The sequence below is a fragment of the Paraburkholderia flava genome (assembly GCF_004359985.1).
GTDB classification, from domain to species: Bacteria; Pseudomonadota; Gammaproteobacteria; order Burkholderiales; family Burkholderiaceae; genus Paraburkholderia; species Paraburkholderia flava.
In genome coordinates, this window is the sequence record NZ_SMRO01000004.1 from 84719 (window position 1) to 106599 (window position 21881).

Annotated in this window: 19 protein-coding genes; 11 read left to right on the forward strand and 8 right to left on the reverse strand. The window is 65.4% G+C overall.

The window, feature by feature from the left end; all coding sequences use genetic code 11:
* Positions 1-197: 197 nt before the first annotated feature.
* The 8 genes from E1748_RS28425 to rng all read left to right on the forward strand — a co-directional run bounded on the left by E1748_RS28425 (position 198) and on the right by rng (position 7448).
* Positions 198-926, forward strand: coding sequence for a YebC/PmpR family DNA-binding transcriptional regulator (locus E1748_RS28425; protein WP_133650637.1), 729 nt, complete (start codon positions 198-200; stop codon positions 924-926).
* A 177-nt stretch (positions 927-1103) separates the two neighbouring features.
* The gene (gene purD, locus E1748_RS28430) at positions 1104-2381 is read left to right on the forward strand and encodes a phosphoribosylamine--glycine ligase (protein WP_133650638.1); all 1278 of its coding nucleotides are present in this window, start codon (positions 1104-1106) and stop codon (positions 2379-2381) included.
* A 160-nt stretch (positions 2382-2541) separates the two neighbouring features.
* On the forward strand, positions 2542-3465 hold the full coding sequence (hemF, locus tag E1748_RS28435; RefSeq protein ID WP_133650639.1) for an oxygen-dependent coproporphyrinogen oxidase: 924 nt from the start codon (positions 2542-2544) through the stop codon (positions 3463-3465).
* A gap of 70 nt (positions 3466-3535) precedes the next feature.
* Complete coding sequence (locus tag E1748_RS28440; protein WP_240766863.1) at positions 3536-4273, forward strand: nicotinate-nucleotide adenylyltransferase; 738 nt, start codon at positions 3536-3538, stop codon at positions 4271-4273.
* A gap of 4 nt (positions 4274-4277) precedes the next feature.
* A complete protein-coding gene (gene rsfS / locus E1748_RS28445) occupies positions 4278-4739 on the forward strand; it encodes a ribosome silencing factor (RefSeq protein ID WP_133650641.1) in 462 nt (153 codons plus the stop codon).
* A 45-nt stretch (positions 4740-4784) separates the two neighbouring features.
* On the forward strand, positions 4785-5255 hold the full coding sequence (rlmH, locus tag E1748_RS28450; protein ID WP_133650642.1) for a 23S rRNA (pseudouridine(1915)-N(3))-methyltransferase RlmH: 471 nt from the start codon (positions 4785-4787) through the stop codon (positions 5253-5255).
* A gap of 83 nt (positions 5256-5338) precedes the next feature.
* Positions 5339-5962, forward strand: coding sequence for a Maf family protein (locus tag E1748_RS28455; protein ID WP_133650643.1), 624 nt, complete (start codon positions 5339-5341; stop codon positions 5960-5962).
* Positions 5963-5978: 16 nt separating this feature from the next.
* Complete coding sequence (rng, locus tag E1748_RS28460; protein WP_133650644.1) at positions 5979-7448, forward strand: ribonuclease G; 1470 nt, start codon at positions 5979-5981, stop codon at positions 7446-7448.
* Between the two features lie 60 nt (positions 7449-7508).
* On the opposite strand, the gene E1748_RS28465 is transcribed toward rng, so the two are convergent.
* Genes E1748_RS28465 through E1748_RS28475 form a run of 3 tightly spaced genes read right to left on the reverse strand, consistent with a single transcriptional unit; the run spans position 7509 to position 10547 of the window.
* On the reverse strand, positions 7509-8537 hold the full coding sequence (locus tag E1748_RS28465; RefSeq protein WP_133650645.1) for a Zn-dependent oxidoreductase: 1029 nt from the start codon (positions 8535-8537) through the stop codon (positions 7509-7511).
* 32 nt (positions 8538-8569) lie between these two features.
* Positions 8570-9778 (reverse strand): D-mannonate dehydratase ManD, encoded by a 1209-nt coding sequence (gene manD / locus E1748_RS28470; protein ID WP_133650646.1) that lies wholly within the window; start codon positions 9776-9778, stop codon positions 8570-8572.
* 31 nt (positions 9779-9809) lie between these two features.
* Entirely contained in the window at positions 9810-10547 is a 738-nt protein-coding gene (locus E1748_RS28475) for a GntR family transcriptional regulator (protein ID WP_133650647.1), read from the reverse strand.
* Between the two features lie 153 nt (positions 10548-10700).
* Between E1748_RS28475 and E1748_RS28480 the strand changes: the two genes are divergently transcribed.
* The 3 genes from E1748_RS28480 to E1748_RS28490 all read left to right on the forward strand — a co-directional run bounded on the left by E1748_RS28480 (position 10701) and on the right by E1748_RS28490 (position 14792).
* Entirely contained in the window at positions 10701-12176 is a 1476-nt protein-coding gene (locus tag E1748_RS28480; protein WP_133650648.1) for a mannitol dehydrogenase family protein, read from the forward strand.
* Positions 12177-12234: 58 nt separating this feature from the next.
* Positions 12235-13545 (forward strand): MFS transporter, encoded by a 1311-nt coding sequence (locus tag E1748_RS28485; RefSeq protein ID WP_133650649.1) that lies wholly within the window; start codon positions 12235-12237, stop codon positions 13543-13545.
* A 71-nt stretch (positions 13546-13616) separates the two neighbouring features.
* Entirely contained in the window at positions 13617-14792 is a 1176-nt protein-coding gene (locus tag E1748_RS28490; RefSeq protein WP_133650650.1) for a porin, read from the forward strand.
* Positions 14793-14879: 87 nt separating this feature from the next.
* Here E1748_RS28490 and E1748_RS28495 read toward each other — a convergent pair whose 3' ends face one another.
* From E1748_RS28495 to msbA, 5 genes are all read right to left on the reverse strand, one after another.
* Positions 14880-16106 carry a glycosyltransferase gene (locus tag E1748_RS28495; protein WP_420819359.1) on the reverse strand — a complete coding sequence of 409 codons (1227 nt, stop codon included), beginning with the start codon at positions 16104-16106 and terminating at the stop codon, positions 14880-14882.
* A gap of 14 nt (positions 16107-16120) precedes the next feature.
* A complete protein-coding gene (locus E1748_RS28500) occupies positions 16121-17413 on the reverse strand; it encodes an O-antigen ligase family protein (protein WP_133650652.1) in 1293 nt (430 codons plus the stop codon).
* Positions 17410-18540 (reverse strand): glycosyltransferase family 9 protein, encoded by a 1131-nt coding sequence (locus E1748_RS28505; RefSeq protein WP_133650653.1) that lies wholly within the window; start codon positions 18538-18540, stop codon positions 17410-17412. Before E1748_RS28505 ends, E1748_RS28500 begins: the two co-directional genes overlap by 4 nt.
* Before the next feature lie 355 nt (positions 18541-18895).
* Positions 18896-19981: a glycosyltransferase family 4 protein gene (locus E1748_RS28510; protein WP_133650654.1), complete on the reverse strand. Its 1086-nt coding sequence runs from the start codon at positions 19979-19981 to the stop codon at positions 18896-18898.
* A gap of 42 nt (positions 19982-20023) precedes the next feature.
* Entirely contained in the window at positions 20024-21811 is a 1788-nt protein-coding gene (gene msbA, locus E1748_RS28515; RefSeq protein WP_133650655.1) for a lipid A export permease/ATP-binding protein MsbA, read from the reverse strand.
* Positions 21812-21881 lie beyond the last annotated feature (70 nt).

A 21881-nucleotide genomic window follows, 5' to 3' on the forward strand; every position in this document is an offset into this window, starting at 1 on the left:
GGCATAGGCACCGCACCAGCGCCGCGCGCACCTCGCACATGCCAGGCTCTGTCTTGCAAGGTCCGCGTCCGCGCTGCCCAGGCATGCGCCACACGCTCGCAACGGACGGCCATCGAGGCGCGTCACCGCAAGCGCCCGACATCGCAACGACAATTGCACTATGTGTGCGCCCCGAGGCGCATGCGCTGGAGAAAGGTATGGCAGGTCATTCGAAGTGGGCCAACATCAAGCATAAGAAGGCCGCGACCGACGCGAAGCGCGGCAAGATCTGGACACGGCTCATCAAGGAAATTCAGGTTGCGGCCCGCATGGGCGGAGGCGAAGTCGATACGAACCCGCGTCTGCGGCTCGCTATCGAAAAGGCGTACGACGCCAACATGCCGAAGGACAACATCAACCGCGCGATCCAGCGCGGCACGGGCGGCGTCGACGGCGCGAACTACGAGGAAATCCGCTACGAAGGCTACGGCATCGGCGGTGCAGCGATCATCGTCGACACGATGACCGACAACCGCATCCGCACCGTCGCGGAAGTGCGTCACGCGTTCTCGAAGAACGGCGGCAACATGGGCACGGACGGTTCGGTGTCGTTCATGTTCGATCACGTCGGCCAGTTCCTGTTCGCGCCGGGCACGCCGGAAGACAAGCTGATGGACGCGGCGCTCGAAGCCGGTGCCGAAGACGTCGTGACGAACGACGACGGCAGCATCGAGGTCACCTGCCCCGCCAACGATTTCCCGAAGGTGAAGAGCGCGCTCGAAGCCGCCGGCTTCAAGGCCGAAATGGCCGAAGTGACGATGAAGCCGCAGACGGAAGTCGAGTTCACCGGCGACGATGCAGTGAAGATGCAGAAGCTGCTCGACGCACTCGAAAATCTCGACGACGTTCAGGAAGTCTATACAAACGCGGCGATCGCGGACGAATGAGCGCGGCGCGGCCATCGTGCCGCGCTGTGCCTTTTCGCGCGGGCCGGGTCGATGGACTCAGGACTCGATGAGGAGCCCGTCAAAAGGCTCACCGTTCGCACTACGCGAACCTTGCGGATATTCGCGGCCGGCGCCCTTGCGCCGGCCGTTCACTGTTTTTAGCCTTCGGGGAATCACATGAAGTTACTCGTCGTCGGGTCCGGCGGTCGCGAACATGCGCTCGCATGGAAGCTCGCTCAATCGCCGCGCGTGCAGCTCGTCTACGTCGCGCCCGGCAACGGCGGCACGGCGCACGACGACCGGCTGCGCAACGTCGACATCACCGAGCCGGCCGCGCTCGCGGATTTCGTCGAGAAGGAACAGATCGCGTTCACGCTGGTCGGGCCCGAAGGCCCGCTCGCGGACGGCATCGTCAACCTGTTCCGTTCGCGCGGTCTGAAAATTTTCGGGCCGACGAAGGAAGCCGCGCAGCTCGAAAGCTCGAAGGATTTCGCGAAGGCCTTCATGAAGCGCCACGCGATCCCGACCGCCGAATACGAAACCTTCACCGACCCCGCCGCTGCGCACGCGTATCTCGATACGAAGGGCGCGCCGATCGTCGTGAAGGCCGACGGCCTCGCTGCGGGCAAGGGCGTGGTGGTTGCGCTGACGATCGACGAAGCGCATGAAGCCGTCGACTCGATGCTGTCCGGCAACAAGCTCGGCGATGCGGGCGCGCGCGTCGTGATCGAAGAGTTTCTCGCGGGCGAGGAAGCGAGCTTCATCGTGATGGTCGACGGCATGCACGTGCTGGCGCTCGCGTCGAGCCAGGACCACAAGCGTCTGCTCGATGGCGACCGGGGGCCGAATACCGGCGGCATGGGCGCGTACTCGCCCGCGCCGATCGTCACGCCGCAACTGCACGCGCGCGTGATGCGCGAAATCATCCTGCCGACCGTGCGTGGAATGGAAAACGAAGGCGTGCGCTTCACCGGCTTCCTGTACGCCGGCCTGATGATCGACGCGCAAGGCAACCCGAAGACGCTCGAATTCAACTGCCGGATGGGCGACCCCGAAACGCAACCGATCATGGCGCGTCTGAAGGGCGACTTCTCGAAGGTCGTCGAGCAGGCGATCGCCGGCACGCTCGATACCGTCGAACTCGACTGGGATCGCCGCACCGCGCTCGGCGTCGTGCTCGCCGCACACAACTATCCGGAGACGCCGCGCAAGGGCGACCGCATCAGCGACATCCCCGCCGCCACCGACGAATCCGTGACCTTCCATGCGGGCACGACGCTCGCGGACGGCAAGCTCGTTACGTCGGGTGGCCGGGTGCTGTGCGTGGTCGGTCTGGCCGATTCGGTGCGCAGCGCGCAGTCGGTCGCGTACGAAACGATCAACCAGATCTCGTTCGACGGCATGCAGTATCGCCGCGACATCGGCCATCGCGCGGTCAACCGCAAGCACGGCTGATGCGGACAGCGACAGCGCGTCACGGCGCCCTGCGATATCGCGGGCGCTACACTGCGGGTTGTGATGTACGTGACGCGCGCGCGGGAGGCCACCCCGCGCACGCTTTCGTGAACCCGCGGCCCCCACAGGCACGCCGCCCAGCCTCAGCCGTCTCGCATTCATGACCGATCCGACCTACAACGTTCAGGCCGTCCGCAGCTGGCTCCAGCAGTTGCAGACCCACATCGCCGACACGCTCGGCGCGTTCGACGGCCAGGCCTTCGCCACCGACGCATGGCAGCGCGCGCCCGGCGAGAAGCTGCGCGGCGGCGGCTGCACGCGCATCCTCGAAGGCGGTTCGTTCTTCGAACGCGCGGGCATCGGCCTGTCGGACGTTGCCGGCGATGCGCTGCCCGCATCGGCGAGCGCGGCGCGTCCGCAGCTCGCAGGCCGCGCGTTCGAAGCGATGGGTGTGTCGCTCGTGCTGCATCCGCACAATCCGCACTGCCCGACCGTGCACATGAACGTGCGTCTGCTGATGGCAACCAAGCCTGGCGAAGCGCCGATCTTCTGGTTCGGCGGCGGCATGGACCTGACGCCGTACTACGGCTACGAGGAAGACGCGCAGCATTTTCATCGCACGTGCCGCGACGCGCTGCAGCCGTTCGGCGCGGACCTGTACCCGAGCTTCAAGCGCTGGTGCGACGAATACTTCTTCCTCAAGCATCGCAATGAGACACGCGGTGTCGGCGGGATTTTCTTCGACGATTTTTCTGCGCCGGGCTTCGAGCGTTCGTTCGAGATGGTGCGCAGCGTCGGCGACGCGTTTTTAAATGCGTACATGCCGATCGTCGAGCGCCGTCGCGATATGCCGTACAGCCAGGCTGAGCGCGATTTCCAGGCGTACCGGCGCGGCCGTTACGTCGAGTTCAATCTGGTCTTCGACCGTGGCACACTGTTCGGGCTGCAAAGCGGTGGGCGTACCGAATCGATCCTGATGTCGATGCCGCCCGTCGCCAACTGGCGCTACAACTGGCATCCTGAGCCCGGAACACCCGAAGCGCGCCTCGCAAGCGACTTCCTCGTGCCGCGCGAGTGGGTGTGATGGCGGCCGCCGCGACCGGCCTCACGTCAGGGCTTCGGGTACACGCATTGTCACGACAAGGGATCACGCTCTGAATCCGCCCGCTCATTCCGCGGCTCAGTTGTCCACTGGGCTTGCCGTCCTGCCCCGCCGCGTCGGTCTGCTCGGCGGCACGTTCGATCCGGTCCACGACGGCCATCTCGCGCTCGCGCGGCGTTTCGCCGACGTGCTGCGGCTGACCGAACTGGTGCTGCTACCCGCCGGCCAGCCGTGGCAAAAGAGCGACGTCACGGAGGCACGGCATCGGCTCGCGATGACGCGCGCCGCCGCCGATACGCTCGCGATCCCCGGCGTGACCGTGCGCGTCGCGACCGATGAAATCGAACACGACGGTCCCACGTATACTGTCGAAACACTCGCGCGCTGGCGCGAACGCGAGGGGCCGGACACGTCGCTTGCACTGCTGATCGGCGCGGACCAGCTGGTCAAGCTCGACACGTGGCGCGACTGGCGCTGCCTGTTCGACTTCGCGCACGTGTGCGCGTCGACGCGTCCGGGTTTCGATCTGACGACGCTACCGCCTGCGGTCGCGGCCGAAGTCGCCGCGCGCGCCGCGGCACCCGAAGTACTGCAGGCCACGCAGAGCGGTCATCTGCTGATCGACACGACGCTTGCGTTCGACGTGTCGGCGACCGAAATACGCACGCATCTGCGGGAACGCGTCGCGCATCACGCGCGTCGTGCCGCCGACGAAACCAGTCCGCCCGCGAGCCACGTTCCCGCCGCCGTGTGGGACTACATCCTTCAACATCATCTGTATCACCAGTAAAAACATGGACATTCGCAAACTGCAACGCACGATCGTCGACGCGCTCGAGGACGTCAAAGCCCAGGACATCCGGGTCTTCAACACGAGCCACCTGACCTCGCTGTTCGATCGCGTGATCGTCGCGAGCGGCACGTCGAACCGGCAGACCAAGGCACTCGCCTCGAGCGTGCGCGAGAAGGTCAAGGAAGCCGGCGGCGACGTCATCAGCACCGAGGGCGAGGACATCGGCGAATGGGTGCTGGTCGACTGCGGCGACGCGGTCGTGCACATCATGCAACCGGCGCTGCGCCAGTACTACAACCTCGAAGAGATCTGGGGTGACAAGCCGGTGCGGATCAAGCTCGCGAGCCCGAACCCGTTCGGCGGCGCACGCGCCAGCGAACCACTCGACGACGACGAGGAAGACGAAGCACCCGCCCCCGCTGTCAAGCGCCCCGCTCGCAAGACACCGGCACGGCGCAGCTAACGCGTTGCACACCGGTCGTCTTCGTCGCATCGGTCGCCGCTCGTCATGAAACTGCATATCGTCGCCGTCGGGCACAAGATGCCGGACTGGATCGCCTCGGGTTTCGACGAGTACGCGAAACGGATGCCGCCCGAACTGCGCATCGAACTGCGCGAACTGAAGCCCGAGCAACGCTCGTCGGGCCGTTCCGCCGAGAGCGTGATGGCCGCCGAAAAACAGCGCATCGAAGCCGCGCTGCCGAAGCAGGCGCGCATCGTCGCGCTCGATGAACGCGGCAAGGACTGGACCACGATGCAGCTTGCCGCCGCGTTGCCCGACTGGCAGCAGGACGGACGCGACGTCGTGTTTCTGATCGGTGGCGCGGATGGGCTCGATCCAGAACTGAAGTCGCGCGCGGACACTCTGCTGCGGCTCTCCAGCCTCACACTGCCGCACGCAATGGTGCGCGTGCTGCTCGCCGAACAGCTGTACCGCGCGTGGACCATCACGCAGAATCATCCGTATCATCGCGCGTAGCGCATCAGCGGTCCTCGTTTCATTCGCCTGTGTACGTTGTGGCGCGTCGGGTTCGCGCCGCACCTCCCCCGGAAGTCTTCCTTATGTCCACCACCGACCTGCATCCGTTCGTCTATCTCGCGTCGCAAAGTCCGCGCCGCCAGGAGTTGCTGCAACAGCTCGGCGTGCGCTTCGAGTTGCTGCTGCCGCGCCCCGACGAAGATGCCGAAGCGCTCGAAGCGGAACGGCCCGGCGAAACGCCGCACGACTATGTGCTGCGCGTGTGCGCGGCAAAAGCCGAAGCGGCACACGCACGGCTCGTCGCGAGCGGCCGGCCCGCTGCACCGATCCTCACCGCCGACACCACCGTCACGATCGACGGCGCAATCCTCGGCAAACCTACCGACGCCGACGACGCGTTCGCGATGCTCACACGCCTCGCGGGCCGCGAGCATGACGTGCTGACCGCAATCGCCGCAGTCGATGCGCAAGGCACCGCGCTGCCCGCCGTGCTGTCGCGTTCGCGCGTGCGCTTCGCGGCCGCGCCGGCCGACATGCTGCGCCGCTACGTCGCAACCGGCGAGCCCACCGGCAAGGCCGGCGCCTACGGCATTCAGGGACGCGCGGCGGAATTCGTCGAACATATCGACGGGTCCTATTCAGGTATCATGGGTTTGCCGCTTTTCGAGACAGCATCGTTGCTGCGCACTGTGCGCATCGATTTCTAAGTCCAAGAACAACACCATGACCGAAGAGATCCTGATCAACGTCACCCCTCAGGAAACGCGCGTCGCGATCGTCCAGCAGGGCTCGGTCCAGGAGCTTCACGTCGAGCGCACGCTGTCGCGCGGACGTGTCGGCAATGTCTATCTCGGCAAGGTCGTGCGCGTGCTGCCGGGCATGCAGTCCGCGTTCATCGACATCGGACTCGAGCGCGCCGCGTTCCTGCACGTCGCCGATATCTGGCATCCGCGCACCGACGGCGATGCGCAGCACCCCGCGTCGCATCAGCCGATCGAGAAGATCGTCTTCGAAGGCCAGACGCTGATGGTGCAGGTCGTGAAAGATCCGATCGGCACGAAGGGCGCGCGGCTGTCCACGCAGGTCAGCATCGCCGGACGCACCCTGGTCTATCTGCCGCAGGAACCGCACATCGGCATCTCGCAGAAGATCGAGAGCGAGGCCGAGCGCGAAGCGATCCGCGCGCGGCTCACTGCGATACTGCCGGTCGACGAAAAAGGCGGCTACATCGTCCGCACGATCGCGGAAGATGCGACGAGCGAAGAGCTCGCCGGCGACGTGTCGTACCTGCGCAAGACGTGGGCGACGATCCAGTCGCAGTCGCAACGCATGCCGGCGACCACGCTGCTATACCAGGATCTGAATCTCGCGCAACGTGTGCTGCGCGACTTCGTCAACGACGAAACCACGCGCATCCAGATCGATTCGCGCGAGACCTTCCAGATGCTGACGGATTTCGCCGCCGAGTTCACGCCGGCGGTGTCGTCGAAGCTGCATCACTACACCGGCGAGCGGCCGCTGTTCGATCTGTACAACATCGAGACCGAGATCCAGCGCGCGCTGTCGCGACGCGTCGATCTGAAGTCAGGCGGCTATCTCGTGATCGACCAGACCGAGGCGATGACGACGATCGACGTGAACACCGGCGGCTACGTCGGTGCGCGCAATTTCGACGACACGATCTTCAAGACCAATCTCGAAGCGGCGCACACGATCGCGCGTCAGTTGCGGCTACGCAATCTGGGCGGCGTGATCATCATCGACTTCATCGATATGGAAAACGTCGAGCATCGCGACCAGGTGCTCGGCGAACTGAAGAAGGCGCTGTCGCGCGATCGTACGCGCGTGACCGTCAATGGCTTCTCGCAGCTGGGGCTCGTCGAGATGACCCGCAAACGCACGCGCGAATCGCTCGCGCATGTGCTGTGCGAGCCGTGTCCGGTGTGTCAGGGGAAAGGTCAGGTGAAGACGTCGCGCACCGTCTGCTACGACGTGCTGCGCGAGATCCTGCGCGAATCGCGGCAGTTCAATCCGCGTGAGTTTCGCGTGGTGGCGTCGCAGCAGGTGATCGATCTGTTCCTCGAAGAGGAATCGCAGCATCTGGCGATGCTGATGGATTTCATCGGCAAGCCGGTTTCGTTGCAGGTGGAGTCGAATCTGAGTCAGGAGCAGTACGACATCGTGCTGATGTAGCTTTTCAGCGGTCGCCGGCTCGCAGCCACAAGCGCTGCGAGCGGCACACCATTCCTCGCCTCACGCCCCGAAGTCGAGCAACACCTTGCAGGTGTCCTTCGGGCTGTGTTCGGCCAGATCGAATGCATTGGCCACGTCGCGGAAATCCACCTTGTGCGTGACGATCGCGTCCGGCGACACGAGGCCGCGTTCGAGCCAGTCGATGACGGTCGGGAACATCGCCCGGTTCAAGCGCGATGCGTGCAGCGACAACTCCTTCTTCGTCAGTTCCTGCTGCGGAATCGCCGACGGCGTCGACGCAAAACCGAGCAGGCCGATGCGCCCCGCCGGCGCGGCGAGCCGCACCGCTTCCTCGAGAATCGACGGATGGCCGACCGCGTCGTAAATCAGCGTCGGGCCGCCTTCGACGCCGCGCGCACGCAACGCGTCGGGCAGCGACTCGTTGCGCGTGTTGATCGTCTCGTCCGCGGCGGCGCCGCAGCGGCGCGCGAGTTCGAGGCGTTCGTCGAGCTGGTCGGTGATGAAGGCGCGCACGCCGTACACGCGCTTGAGCACCTGCAGGATCGTGAGGCCGACCGTACCCGCGCCGTAGATCAGCGCGACGTCTTCCGGCAGCACGCCGGTGCGCGCGGTCACGTTCGCCGCGACCGCGAACGGCTCGACGATCGCCGCGCACGTATCTGCGATGCCGTCGGGAATGCGGAACGCGTTCTGCGCCGGCACGCAGACGTACTCGCTGAAACCGCCGTCGCGATGCACACCCAGCACCACCAGGTTGCTGCACACGTTCTGCCGGCCGATCCGGCAGGCGTGACACTGTCCGCAGCTGATTACCGGGTCCACGCTCACCACTTCGCCGACGCGCGCCGCGTCGACACCTGCACCGACCGATTCGATCCGGCCGACGAACTCGTGGCCAATGATGCGCGGATAGGACACGAACGGATTGTGGCCGCGAAAAATATGCAGGTCCGAACCGCAGATACCCGCATAGCGCACCCGCACCCGCACTTCTCCCGCGATGGGCTCGGGCAGCGGCATGTCGCGCACGCTCAGGCTGTTCGGACGATCGACGACGACGCTCAACATGGTCAGGCTTCCTTCAATGGAGTGATGAACGGCTACCAGTTCCACATCGACCCGTCGCGCAGACGCGCGACCGGCAGATAGGCCCGTTCGTACGGATATTTCGCGGCGAGCGTCTCGTCGATGTCCACGCCGAGACCCGGCACGTCGTCCATCACGAGAAAGCCCTTTTCGAAGCGATAACTGTGCGGGAACACTTCGTCGGTCAGCGCGTTGTGCGGCATCAGTTCCTGGATGCCGAAGTTCGGCGCCCACAGCCCGAAGTTCACGGCTGCCGCCATGCACACCGGCGACAGATCGGTCGCGCCGTGAAAGCCGGTGCGCACCTGATACATCGATGCGTAGTCGGCAATGCGACGCAGATGCGTGATGCCGCCGGCGTGGACGATCGTCGCGCGGATGTAGTCGATCAGCTGCTCGCGGATCAGGTCCTTGCAGTCCCAGATCGAATTGAAAATCTCGCCGACCGCGAGCGGCGTCGTGGTGTGGCTGCGAATCAGGCGGAAGCTTTCCTGGTTTTCGGCGGGCGTGGCATCTTCGAGCCAGAAGAGACGATGAGGCTCGAGATCGCGACCCAGGCGCGCGGCTTCGATCGGCGTCAGGCGGTGATGCGCATCGTGCAGCAGATGCGGCTCGAAACCGACGGCATCGCGCACCTTGCGGAACAGTTCCGGCGTATGCCGCAGGTAGAGCGCCGTGTCCCACGGCTCCTCGGGCGGCAGCCCCTTTTGTGCCGGCTCGTATTCGCCCGCGACCTTCCCTACACCGTAGACCTTGTCGAGGCCCGGCACGCCCGACTGCACGCGGATCGCCCGATAGCCTTCGTCGATATGCCTGTGCACGGCATCGATGGCCTCTTCGTGATCGCGTCCGTTCGCGTGGCCGTAGACCATCAGGCCGTCGCGGCTGCGACCGCCGAGCAACTGATACACCGGCATCCCCGCCAGCTTGCCCTTGATGTCCCATAGCGCCATATCGATCGCGGCGATCGCGGTCATCGTGACCGGGCCGCGCCGCCAGTACGCACCGCGATACAGGTATTGCCAGACGTCCTCGATGTTGCGCGGATCGCGCCCGAGGAGACACGGAAACACGTGATCCTCCAGATACGCACGCACCGCGAGCTCGCGCCCGTTGAGCGTCGCGTCGCCGAGGCCGTACACGCCTTCGTCGGTCACGATCTTGACCGTCACGAAGTTTCTTCCGGGGCAGGTCACGATGGTCTGCAACCGTTCAATCTTCAATTGCCTTCTCCAGTCTCGTCCAGTCGACGCTTCAGTCGACGAAATAGTCGGGCACGCGTCCGCGTACTTCGGGCAGATGCGAACCGACCCGATCGATGTGGCTCGTCACGATCACCGCGAGCTGCCCGAGGTTGCGCGCGGTCATCTGCGCGAGGATCAGCTCGTGCTCGCCGAGCGCGCGCTTCGCGTGATCCGCGACGCGGTCGAGCAGCAGCCAGCGCACGCGGTCGAACTGGCGCTTCATCGGCTGCAGCATGTCCCACACGTGCGCGCGGCCCGCGAACTCGAACAGCCGCCGGTGCATCAGCTCGTCGAGTTCGAAAAAACGGTCGACGTCGCCCGCCGCCACCGACTTGCGCTGGTTCTCGACGATGCCCGCGAATTCGTCGAGCTGCGCCGGCGTGATGGCCTGCGCGAGCTGGACGTGATTCGCGCATTCGAGCGTGCTGCGCGCGAAACGCCCCTCCTCCAGCTGCGATACCGAGATCGGCGCGACGATCGTGCCGACCTTGCGATAGATCTTCACAAGACGCTCGTCGGCAAGCTGCGCGAGCGCCTCGCGCACCGGCGTGCGGCTCACTTCCATCGCGTCGGAAATCGCCGCTTCGGACAGGCTCGCATGCGGCGGCAACACGCCCCGGACGATCGCGTCGCGCAGGAAACGATGCACCTGCGGGCGATAGGAATCCTCCGCGTGCGCCTTGAATCCACGCAACGCGGCAAGAAGAACGTCTTCCTGCGGCTCGGTATCAGTCTGGGTCTGGGTCATGTCCTGCGGCTTCGATGGCTTGGCTGCTGTTTGTACCATGGTAGCATTTTTGTGTTTGGAGAGGGGATCTAGCGTTTACACCGATAAAACAATCAATTCCCAGCGGATAATCTGTCGAGCATTCGATTTGTACCATGGTACGTCAGGCACAAAATGGCAATTTCCCTTAATACCGGGGCGCTGCAGGCGCTGTCCGCGCCGACCGCACTCCCGACTTACGACCGTCGACAGGTACGACCAGGCATTGTCCACCTGGGACTCGGCGCGTTTCATCGCGCGCACCAGGCGCTTTATACGGAAGCGCTGCTCGCCCGCGGCGACATGCGCTGGGGCATCGTCGGCGTGCATCTGCGCGAGCGGCGCATGGCCGACGTCCTTGCCGCGCAGGACTGCCTTTACTCCGTCACCGAGCGCAGCGGCGACATCTCGCGCAGTCGCGTCGTCGGCGCATTGTGCCGCGCGCTCTACGCACCCACTGCGCTGTCCGAAGTGCTCGACGCGATCGCCGACCCGAACGTCTCGATCGTCAGCCTGACCGTGACCGAAAAGGGCTACTGCATCGCGCCGGCGGGTGCGAGCCTCGATCTCGCCGACGCAGGCATCCGCCACGACATGCAGGCGCCCGATACACCGCAGACCACGCTTGGCGTGCTCGCGGCCGGCATTCGCCGGCGCCGCGCCGACGCGCCGCTGACCGTGGTCTGCTGCGACAACATGGCGGCCAACGGCGACACGTTGCGCCGATTGCTGATCGAGTATGCCGGGTTGTTCGACGCGGCGCTCGCACGGCGCATCGGCGACACGATCGCGTTTCCGAACACCATGGTCGACCGCATCGTCCCTGCCGCGACGCCCGCTTCTCTCGCTGAAGCGGCGGCGAGCCTGGGCGTGCGCGACGAAGCGGCGATCGTCTGCGAGTCGTTCAGCCAGTGGGTGATCGAGGATCGTTTCAGCGGACCGCGACCCGCGTGGGAAGACGCGGGCGCACTGATCACGTCGGACGTGCATCCGTACGAGGCGATGAAACTGCGTCTTCTCAACGGCACGCATTCGGCGATTGCGTATCTCGGACAATTGCGCGGGCGAGAGACCGTTTCCGACGCGATGGCGGACCCCGCAATGGCCGCCTTCGTGCAACGCGTAATGACCGACGATCTGCTGGCGACCGTCGAGGTGCCGCGCGGCTTCGACGTCGATGCGTACTGCCGCGATCTGCTCGATCGCTTCCGTAACCCGACGCTCGCGCACCGCACGCGCCAGATCGCGATGGACGGTACACAGAAGGTGCCGGTGCGATGGCTTCCCGCGCTGCGCGAAAGCCTCGCCCGCGACATCGAGCGTCCGTCGCTCGAACGCGCGCTCGCCGCATGGCTTCACTACCTGGCGACCGGCCGCAGCGATCGCGGCGAGCCGCTACAGATCAGTGACCCTGGCGCAGAAGCGCTGGCGATGCGTCTGCGCGGCGCGGCCACACCGCTCGACGCAGTCCACGCAGCGCTCGCCCATACCAGCGTATTCGGCAAGGAGGCCTGGCCACACGCGTTCGTCGAGCGGCTGGCAGGTTATCTCAGTGCAGTGCGTGCGCGTGGCACCGACGCGCTGCTCGCCGCAGCGGTCCACACAACATAAACGGCGCGCGGTCGACGCAAACCGACGGCACCACCATGACAACTTCAGGAGACAGCGCATGAAACAACGCACGATGGGATGGGTCACCGTGTTCCTGTTATTTCTCGTCTACGGGATCAACTATCTCGACCGCGTCGCGCTGTCGCTGACCGCGCCGCTGATCCAGAAGGATCTCGGTATCGACGCGGCGCAAATGGGCATCGTGTTCAGCAGCTTCTTCGTCGGCTACGCGCTGTTCAATTTCATCGGCGGGCTTGCAAGCGACAGGCTCGGACCGAAACTCGTCTATATCCTCGCGGTGGGCCTGTGGTCGATTTTCTGCGGACTGACCGCGGTCGCGGTCGGCTTCGCGAGCCTGCTCGTACTCCGCGTGCTGTTCGGGATGGCGGAAGGACCGCTGTGCGCGGGCGCGAACAAGATGGTCAACAACTGGATGCCGCACGACATCGCTGCTTCCGCGATGGGTCTGCTCAGTGCGGGTTCACCGCTCGGCGGGGCGATCGCGGGGCCGGTCATCGGGCTGCTCGCGATCAGCTTCGGCTGGCGTCCGGCGTTCTGGATCATCTGCGCGATCGGCCTGGTCTGGGCGTTCGTGTGGATGTTCGTCGTCGCCGACAGGCCGGCACGCAGCCGCCTTGTCACGTCGCTCGACGCCGTTACCGAACCGACCGCTCGCGCGCACGGCACCACCGCCGCGACCGCAGTGACGAGAGGCGCACGCGATGCCGCGAGCCTGCCGCTGCTCGCATGGCTGCGCCAGCCGCTGATCATCGCCGCCGCCGTCGCGTTCTTCAGCTACAACTACGTGCTGTTCTTCTTTCTTAGCTGGTTTCCGAGCTATCTCGTGCAGGCCCATCATCTGAACATCAAACAGATGAGCCTCGCGACCGTCGTGCCGTGGCTCGTCGGCACGGTGGGTCTTGCCGTCGGCGGCGTGATCTCCGACATGATCTTCCGCTGGACCGGCAAGCTGATGCTCTCGCGCAAGATCGTGCTCGTCACCTGCCTGATGGCGACGGGCATATGCGTCGGCATCGCCGGCTCGGTGCGCACCGCCGCCGATGCCGTGGCGCTGATGTCCGTCGCGCTCTTTCTGCTCTACGTCACGGGCGCGCTCTATTGGGCCATCGTCCAGGACGTCGTGCATCCGGACAAGGTCGGCAGCGTCAGCGGTTGCATGCATTGCGTGGGCAGCCTGTCGGGCGTGATCGGACCGGCCGTCACCGGCTTTCTCGTGCAGCGCAGCGGCGCATTCTCGACGGCCTTCATGCTCGCCGGCGGCGTCGCACTGGCGGGTGCGATTCTCTCCGGCATCTTCATCCGCGATCCGCGCCCGAACACCGACGTTCGCGGCAACGTTTATTCCTGAGTATCGACAAGCTTCTCGCGAAGCTTTTTTTCTTACATTTATTTAGTTTTACTAAATACAAAGGGGAATCCATGAAAAAACTGATCGTCCTGTCGGCATCGCTCGCGGCCTGCGGCCTCGCGCATGCGCAAAGCAGCGTCACGCTCTACGGTGTGGTCGATGCCGGCTTCACGTATACGTCGAATTCGAAAGGCAGCAGCCAGATCGCACTGACCGGCGGCAACGAGTCCGCGTCGCGCTGGGGCGTACGTGGCACGGAAGACCTCGGCGGCGGTCTGAGCGCGATCTTCACGCTCGAAGCCGGCTTCAATCCCGCCAACGGCACCATGGGACAGAACGGCACGGAGTTCGGGCGGCAAGCATTTGTCGGCGTGGCGAGCCAGTCTTACGGCACGGTCACGCTCGGCCGGCAATATTCGTCGGAAGCCGATTACGTGAACCCGCTCGCAGCGGGCGCGACCTGGGCCGCATCGGGCGCGGGCTACGGCACGCACCCTGCCGATCTCGACAACCTGAACAACTCGAACCGCGTCAACAACGCGATCAAGTATCAGAGCACGGTCTGGAACGGCCTGAGCTTCGCCGCGTTCTACAGCTTCGGCGGCCAGGCGGGCAGCGTCGCGCGCAACCAGATCTGGTCGCTCGGCGCCGGCTATACGAGCGGCCCGCTCACGCTCGCCGCCGGCTATCTGTATGTGAACCGGCCGAACTTCTCGTTCTGGGGCGACAAGGCAAACGACAGCACGACCGCCAGCAACATCGCCAATCCCATCATCAGCGGCTATGCGTCCGCCGGCTCCGAGCACATCATCGCCGCGGGCGCGCAATACGTATTCGGCCGCGCCACGGTCGCCGCGATCTACACCAATACGCAGTTCAGGAATCTCGGTGCGGTCGGCGTGAGCGGATTGACGCCGGCCGAAACCAGCTACAGCGGACACGCCACGTTCAACAGCGCGGAACTCAACGTACGCTATCAGCTCACGCCCGCGCTGATGCTCGCCGTTTCGTACGACTACACCAACGGCACGGGCGTCGGTAACGGCAGCGCGGTCTATCACACCGTCGATCTCGGCGCGACGTACGCGCTGTCGAAGCGCACCGATCTGTACGCGGTCGGGGTGTTCCAGCACGCGGCGGGGGTTGATTCGACGGGGCATGAAGCGGTGGCGGCGATCATCGGCTCGACGCCGTCGACGGGCCGTGTGCAGACCGTCGCGACGGTGGGGATCCGGCATCGGTTCTGATGACACGGCCTGGGCCTGCATCGGTCCGCGATCGATGCAGGCTGCGATGGTTACGCAGACGTGGTGCGCAGATAAAGCGAAGAACGACTAGCCGCGCTCTGGCCGCGTGACAATCGCGTGTGCGAGATCGAACAGTCTGCGGTTCGCGGCCGTCGGCCCGAATGTCTCGACCTTCGTCAACGCACGCTGCGTGAGCGCGGCGCGCAACGCTGCATCGGTCGCGAGCCGTTCAATCGCTTCAGCCATCGCGTCCACATCGCCCGGCGCAACCAGCAGTCCCGCCTCGCCATGCTCGAGCAGATCGCGTGGCCCGGTCGGGCAGTCCGCCGAAATCACCGGCGTGCCGAGTGCCATCGCTTCCGCGAGCACCATCCCGAAACCTTCGTAGCGACTGCTCAACACCAGCATGTCGGCTTGCGCGATATACGGAAAAGGATTCGCGCAGAAACCGAGGAAGCGCGTGAACGGCGCGATGCCAAGTGTCTGCGCAAGCTGTTCGAGCGCGTCGCGATCCCTGCCCTCGCCAATCAGTACGAGCATCGGCGGCACGTTGCCGCTCGCGCGCGCTTTCGCGTACGCGCGCAGCAACGTCGCGTGATCCTTCTGCCCTTCGTCAAGCCGCGCAACCGACACAATGAACGATGCGGCCGGACGCTCGATGGGTTCCTGCGCACGGCGACGAATCACGTCGACGTCGATCACATTCGGCAGTTCGACGATGCGCGTGGGCTGTCCAGCAAACTGCTGCGTCGCCTCGCGCAGCATATCGGCGGTGAGCACGGCGACCGCCGCGTAATGCGTGTACTGACGCACGCGCCGCGCGACGTGTCGCGCGCTCTTGCCGCGCAGCCGCGTCGCGAGACTGAAGTGGCTGACGCCGAACCACGCGGCGTCGCCGCTGCCCGCGACGTGTCGCAACGAAAAATCGAAATCGCAAATGACGTCGTACTGCCGCGCGAGCCGCTTCAGACGCAACGCCATCAACGGACGGATCGCCGCGTACGTCAGCACCCGATGCAACACGCCCACTGCACCGCGCAGCTTGCGCACACGCTTGATCTGATGCAGCGCGTGCATCCAGCGTTCGGATGCGAGCACATGCACGTCGACGTCGGAAGGAATCGAATGGGCGCGCCAGAATTCGAGATCGTCGGTCGGATATGCGACCGATACGCCCGGCGCGAACTGCGTCCGGTCGAGCGTATTAAGCCACGCGAGCAGCGCCGTTTCGGTGCCGCCCCGGCCGAAATCGTTGATGTGAAAGAGGATGCGTAGCGGCGCGGTATCGGCGGGTGATGACATCGTCGGTGTCACGTGATCCGGCGCGCTCAATACGGCGTGCCGCCGCGGCGACGCGCCGCCGGCACGACGCCGGCACGCCGTTCGCCCGCGCCAAGCAGCAGACCGGAAAACGACCAGAACGCGAGCATCGTGGCCTGCCACATGAAGTCGTCGGTGGTGTTCTTCGCGATCATCCCGACGACGAGCGCGATACCCGCCGCGCTGATCCACGGAACCGTGCGGCGCAGCCGCCAGAAGCGCAGCACGACAGCAAGCAGTAGCACGCTTTCGAGCACGACGCCGATCACGCCGGTCTGCAGCCACGTATTGAGAAACAGGTTGTGCGCGTGCGTAAGCGCCTGCGGCTCGATCTGCAGCAGCGTCTTCGGCATGTCGGCCTGGTACGCGAGACCCGGCAGCGGTTTGCCGAAGCCGATGCCGGTCCACGTATGCGGTGCGCCGGCATGACCGTAGAACGCCCAGACCTTCGGCCGCGTATCGCCGGAGACGGTGTCGCCGATACCGGTCAGCGACTTCGGCAGATACAGCTGATGCCCGGCGATCGTGATGTCAGGATGCGCGGGCAACGGCGCGCCCGAGCCGATCCGCATCCGCGAACTGTATTCGAGTGTGCCGAGCGTTGCCGCCCCGATCACGACGATGACGAGACCCGCCAGCAGCAGACGCTGCCGGTAGAACGGAAACAGCGCGACCAGCAGCGTGACCGCGGCCGCGGGCCAGAAGAAACGGTTGAGTGTGCCGAGGCCGATGAACAGACACAGCGCGATCCCCGCGAAACCCGCCGCGCGCCAGCGCGAACGCAGCAGCAGCCCGGTGAACAGCGGCATCGCGAGCACGGCGAGCGTGCTCGTGTGGCCGACACGGTTATAGAAGTGCAGCGGGAAAACGTCGGCGGTAGGCGGCTGCAGTTGTCCCCAGAACAGCGCGCTGATGAGCGCGACCAGCGCGCACGCGACGACGCTGATCAGCGCGAAGCGCGCGGGGTGCTGCGTGCGCGTGCCGAGCAGCCAGAAGCCCCAGAACGACACCAGCGGGTACAGCACTTCGTCGAGCCACGCATGCACGCTGACGGCGGGATACGCGGACCACCCGATCGACGCGCTGCTCCACGCGGCCCACGCGACGATCGGCGCGACCAGCGGCCATTGCACGACGGATGGACGGTCGGTCGACCAGGCGGCGGCAAGCGTGCCGATGCCGAGCAGCACGAGCCCGTTGTACTCGAGCGCGGTCATGTGTCCGAACATCACGACGAACAGGATGACCGGACACGCTACCCAGAGTACGCGCTCGATGTGCGCGGTTCCGTTACCCCTCATTGCACTTCTACCAGAACGTTATGCAGCGCGTCGAAGACCCGTTCGACGGACAGCCGGCCCATGCAGTCGGCGTGATCGCCATGCCACGCGACACAGGTGCTCTCATTGCGATCGCAGCGCCGGACCCAGTCGACCTGTCGTCGGAAGATGAACGGCTGGTCGCGGCACGGCATGTCGGTGACCGTCACCGGTTCGAACGGCATGTCGCGCCAGTACTCGCCGGCGCCGTGGATCATCGCGTTGCCGGGGCCGAAGAGCGCAATCGTCGGCACACCGACGAGGCGCCCGAGATGCGCGACGCCCGTATCCGGACAGACAACCGCCTTCGCGCCGACGAACAGATGCCACAGCTCGCCGAGTCCGAGCCGACCCGCAAAATTCGGATACTGGCCCGCCGGATCGAGCGTGCGGATCAGCTCGACTTCACCGGGACCGCCGCTCCATACAGGCAGAAAGCCAAGCGCGATCACGCGTTCGGCGAGCGCGCGCCAGCGCGCGTCGGGCCAGCGCTTGACCGCCGTGCTCGCGCCCGGATGCAGCACCACGTAGCGCTGCAAAGGGATCGGCGTATCGGGTTGCTCGACGTAAGGCGGCGCGGGCCAGTCGGTGACCCGGTAGTGTTGCGGAGGCGGCCCGGCGACGAGTTCGGTCGCGAGATCCGCCCACGCGGCAGGCGACGACGGGTACGGCACGATTTCGTCGATGGGCCAGTTCTTCCACGCCGGATGATCGCCCGCATGCCCGACGATCCAGCGACAACCCGCGCCGAGCGCGAGCCACGCATGACGGTTGTCGCCGGCGACGATGCCAAGGTCGTACGGTCCGGACTGCAGGATCGCGCGCACAGTGTCGAGGCCGTGCGGATCGAACGGCAGCACGTCGACGTCGAACGGTCGGCCGGCGTACAGCGGCACGATCGCGCGCGGACACGCGAGCACGATCCGCGCTTGCGGATACAGCGCGCGCAACTTCGCAAGTAGCGGCGTGAGCAGCAGCGTGTCGCCGAGCAACAGATGATGTGCGATGAAGATGCGTTGCGGCAGCGACGGCTTGCGGCGCAGCGGCTTGAGCGCAAGGCGCGGCAACGCGCGCGCGAAAATGCGGATACGCCCTGATAGTCGACTCATAGGCTCATCGGCGTGGAGATCCTGCCTGCGATCTTCCTGTATCCGGGAATCCGGTCAAGACAGGTTCTCCCCTATGCAATACGGCGCCGGTACATGCCGGCGGCCTGGGGTTCGTCTGATGTCCGCCTGTGGAGCAGCGCAGCGCCTGGCTGCGCGATCGTTCGGCTCATCGGGCAATGGCGAAAGCGAACGAAAATCGTTGATATTCGCAGCGTCGTAGACCGAACTAACAGGCGCGAATCATAACATGTGACACTTTGTGAAACGTTTGCCGGGCAAGCGTCTGTAAGGTACGAGCGGGGGGTGTGCGTCAGTTGCGGTGCGCGATGGGATGCGCCTGGACGCGCTGGAACATTTAGCGTTCCGCAACGATCCGGTTGGCGAGCGCGAGCAGTTCGTCGACGTGCGCGCGTACCGTCGCGTCGTAACAGACCGCGCCGAGCGCGACGGTCTGCGGCACGTCGTTGCCCTGCCCCTGGCTCTGACCGCGCCGCCATTCGACCGCGCGGACGATCGTGTCGCGCAGGCTGGCGACGTCGTCGGGGGTGAACATGAACTTCGCGTGCGGGGCAATTGCGTTGCCGCAGCCGATGCTCGACGGGAAGATCACCGGCGTCCCGCACATCACCGATTCGATGCCGACGAGGCCGAACGGCTCGTAGCTCGATGCGAGGATCGTGAAATCGGCGGCACGGTAGCAGTCTTCGATGTCCTTCGCGTAGCCGATGTAGCGGATCTGCTTCGACGTGTGCGGCGGCGCGCGCCCCGCGACCGCGAGCACGACCGGCAGCCCGAGGTCGCGCAACGCGGCTTCGATCAGCGGCAGCCCTTTGCGCTCGTGACTGCTCGACGGAAACAGCAGCACGATCTCGTCGTCGGCGAAACCGTAGCGATGCCGTAGCGCGGCCCGCTTCTGCGCCGCGACGGGCTTGAAGCGCGCGCCGTCGACCGGCGGGTACAGCACGCGGATCTTCGCTTCGTCGACGCCGTACAGCGTGCGCAGTTCGTCGTGCATCAGATCCGAATGCGCGACGACGACCTGCGCGTTTTGATACTGCCGACTTTCGAGCTCGATCTGGTGACGGTCCGACCAGGTCGGCGGCCGGCCGGTCGCGCGCAGAAAACCGCGATGCGTACCGCCGCAGATTGCGATCTCCGACATGTCGACTCGATTGCAGCCGATCAGCACGTCGACTCGCGCAGCCCGGCGCGCGGCACGCAGACGGCGCGCGAACCAGCCGTCGCGCAGCTTGCCGGGCACGAACAGCACGTTGATCCGGTGCGCGTCGACCATGCCGGTCTCGGGCACGTCCTGATCGAATTGCCGGGCGAAGAACGCCGGCCGCAGACCCGCCGCGACGAAGCCGCGCACGAGGTCCATCGCGTAGCGTTCGAGTCCGCCGCTATGCTTCAGCGCGTTGCTGGAGATGCCGATTTTCATGAGCAGGCGTGCCGGATGGGCCGGGCCGTCGCGCGGCGGACGTTACGCTGCATTCTGCTGGAACTGGATGCGATGAAGATGCGCGTACAGCCCGTCCTGCGCGAGCAGTTCGCGATGGCTGCCGCGCTCGACGATCCGCCCCGCGTCGAGGACGAGGATGCGGTCGGCCCGTTCGATCGTCGACAGCCGGTGCGCGATGACGAGCGTCGTGCGGCCCTTCATCAGCGTTTCGAGCGCGGCCTGCACGTGGCGCTCCGATTCGGAATCGAGCGCGGATGTGGCTTCGTCGAGGATCAGGATCGGCGCGTCCTTGTAGACCGCTCGCGCGATCGCGAGGCGCTGCCGTTGACCGCCCGACAGCCGCATCCCGTTGTCGCCGACGAGTGTATCCATGCCTTCGGGCATCGCCTGCACCGTGTCCCACAGGTTCGCTGCGCGCAGTGCCGCTTCGACGCGCTCGCGGTCCGCGGCCTGGCCGTAGGCGACGTTGTTCGAGATCGTGTCGTTGAACAGCACGACGTCCTGGCTGACCATTGCGATCTGGTCGCGCAGGTCGTGCAGCTTGTACTCGGGCAGCGCGACATCGTCGACGAGAATCTCGCCGCCGCTCGGATCGAAGAAGCGCGGCAGCAGATTGACGAGCGTGGTCTTGCCGCCGCCCGAGGGCCCCGCGAGCGCGACCATCTCGCCCGGCGCAATCTTGAACGACACGCTGTCGAGCGTCTGCCGGCTGCTCTCGCCGTACATGAACGACACGTCGCGGAATTCGATGTGGCCCGACGCACGCTCGAGCGCAACGCCACCGCCCTCCGGTTCGAGCGGCTCGTCGATCAGCCCGAAGATCAACTCGGCCGCGGTCATCCCGCGTTGCAGCGGCTGGTTCACGTCCATCAGATGCTTGAGCGGCGAGACGATCAGCAGCATCGCGGTGATGAACGCGACGAAACCGCCGACGGTGGTCTGATCGTGCGACGACTGCACGACCGCGATGCCGATCACGACGGCCAGCGCGATCGACGCAAGAAACTGCGTGAGCGGCTGCGCGAGCCCACCCGACACCGTCATCCGCATCGAGTAGCCGCGCAGCCGCCGGCTCATCTCGTTGAAGCGGCCGATTTCGTACGGCTCGCCGTTGTGCACCTTGACGACCTTGTAGCCGGCGACCGTCTCTTCGACGATGTACGACAGCTGGTTGGTCAGCAGTTGATATTCGCGGTTCAGCCGGCGCAGCTTCCGGTTGATCTTGCCGACCATCCAGCCGATGCTCGGCAGCAGCACCGCGACGATCAGCGTGAGCCGCCAGTTCAGATAGAACAGATAGCCGAGCAGGAACAGCACGGTCAGCGAATCGCGCACCAGCGTCACCATCACACTGATCAGCACGTTGAGGATGTTGTTGACCTCGAACACGATCGCGTTGATGACCGTGCTCGCGGTCTCACGCTGGAAAAAGCCGACGCCGGTGTGAATCATCCGCTCGAACATCTTGATGCGCAGGTCGAGCAGGATACGGTTCGATACGTACTGCAGCAGATAGCCGGACGCGTATTGCGATCCCGCGCGCACGAACGCGAGGCCGATCACGGCGGCGGGCACGATCCATCTCGCGGCCGGGCTGCCCTTCGTGCCGAAGCCATGGTCGAGCAGCGGCTTGAGGAGCGCCGGAATGCCGGCCTCGGTCGCGGCGACGACACCCATCGACAGCACGCCGGCAATGATGATCCACAGCAGCGGCTTCATGTACGGCCACAGACGCCGAAGCACGACGGCGGGCGACGATGCGTCTCCGGTTCCGCCGATGGTCTTGCTTAACGTGGGCTTCGCGCTCAAGGAATCCTCTGGAAATGCAGGTGAAGGTCCGCCCGACGGACGGAGGCACGGCAAAAATCGAAACAGCATT